Genomic DNA, 380 nt, shown 5'->3' with positions numbered 1-380 from the left:
GGGTTTCGGGTGGGGCGTGCAGATAGGCGACCATGGCGCTTTTGCGGATAAGAGCGCGGTTTTATTCTTTTAAAACGGTACCGACGCAGGTGGATAGGACGATATGGGGCAGGATAACCAGCTTTTTGAGCATGGCGCAAATCAACGGCAATATCACCGTCGGGCAAAGCCGCTCCTTCGATACCGCGCCTTTGGGCGGCAGGCTCAACCTGACCGTTGCCGATGCCGAAGTATTCCGCAACTTCTGCCGCATTCAATAGCAAACGAATCATTTCAAATAAAAAAGCCTGTCTGACGAAAGGCTTTTTGTTGATACCAATCTTTTCAGATTAGAATTTGTGACGCAGACCAACCATGTTGGCAGTTTTTTGGACTTTTTC

The 380-nt window shown here is 49.2% G+C and carries 1 protein-coding gene and 1 pseudogene; one reads left to right on the top strand and one right to left on the bottom strand.

Features of this window, described 5'->3' with window-relative positions:
- Positions 1-136, bottom strand: a pseudogene (locus ACRPFF_RS11815) (shikimate kinase); the annotation flags it as partial.
- Here ACRPFF_RS11815 and ACRPFF_RS11810 point away from each other — a divergent pair.
- Complete coding sequence (locus ACRPFF_RS11810) at positions 90-260, top strand: hypothetical protein (RefSeq protein ID WP_432674684.1); 171 nt, start codon at positions 90-92, stop codon at positions 258-260. The pseudogene ACRPFF_RS11815 and the gene ACRPFF_RS11810 sit on opposite strands and share 47 nt — an antisense overlap.
- Positions 261-380: the final 120 nt, after the last annotated feature.

This window comes from Neisseria sp. SLRRB23 (assembly GCF_050896295.1).
Lineage (GTDB): Bacteria > Pseudomonadota > Gammaproteobacteria > Burkholderiales > Neisseriaceae > Neisseria.
Note: the sequence above shows the minus strand (reverse complement) of the source record. Positions and strands in the feature narration are given on the sequence as shown.